The 995-nt window shown below is 43.4% G+C and carries 2 protein-coding genes; both read left to right on the top strand.

Annotation, left to right across the window (positions count from 1 at the left end; genetic code table 11):
* The coding region (locus tag ACRCJ0_RS15325) for a metal ABC transporter solute-binding protein, Zn/Mn family (protein WP_431391061.1) at positions 1 to 603 on the top strand (603 nt) is incomplete at its 5' end.
* Positions 604 to 635: 32 nt separating this feature from the next.
* Positions 636 to 995, top strand: a 360-nt coding sequence (locus tag ACRCJ0_RS15320; protein ID WP_431391060.1) for an ATP-binding cassette domain-containing protein, incomplete at its 3' end; no start/stop codon positions are given.

Here is a 995-nt window from a genome sequence, read left to right as displayed (position 1 = left end):
CATTCTGAAGAAGAACATACAGATGAGGACACTGATGCTGAAACCGATGAAGACCACGACCACGAGGGCCACAGTCACGAGACGGACCCACACACTTGGTTAGATCCTGTCAATGCGGTCACTGAAGCACAGACAATTGCCAATGCATTAACGGAAGCAGATCCTGATAACGCTGAAACTTACCAAGAAAACGCGGGACAATTTGCTAGCGATATGATGGCCGTTCATGATGAATACGCCAGCCTATTTGAATCAGCAGAAACTAAAACTTTCCTTACCCAACACGCAGCTTTTGGTTACCTAGCAAACCGCTACGGTCTACACCAAGCAGCAGTTACAGGTGTGACGGAGTCAGCTGAGCCATCGCCTAAACGTATTGCAGAAATCGTTTCTTATATGGAAGAAAACAATATTTCTATCATCTACGGTCAAGCTGGTGGTGCTACTGAAATTGCGACCACTATCGCGTCAGAAGTGGGCGGTACAGTAGGTGAATTGCAGTCAATGGAGAGTGTTGACACTAGTCAATATCCAGCTGACGGAAACGGCTTTATCGCTATTATAAAAGCCAATCTTGAAAGTTTAGCCGAAGGCGTTCAATAAATAGTTTAACCACTAAGAAAAGGAGGGATACCATGCACTACATTGAGGTGAAAAATTTAGGCTTTTCATGGGATAACGAACCCGTATTAAACGACATTTCCTTTACCGTAGACCAGGGTGAATTTGTCATCCTCACCGGGGAAAATGGCGCCGCCAAATCAACTTTATTACGCAATATACTTGGCCTTTTATCACCTGATCAAGGGTCCGCTACAATTTCTAAAACCAATGACTCGGGTCAAAAATTACAAATCGGCTATGTGCCGCAAACTTTGAACAGCTTTAATGCTGGTTTTCCAAGTACAGTCTATGAATTTGTAGCTTCTGGTCGTTTCCAACAAGATCGTTGGTTTAAAAAACTAGATGACAACGACAAATTACATATCGAAAGG

It is taken from the genome of Aerococcus sp. L_32 (assembly GCF_050689315.1).
This window is presented reverse-complemented; position numbering and strand designations above follow the sequence as displayed.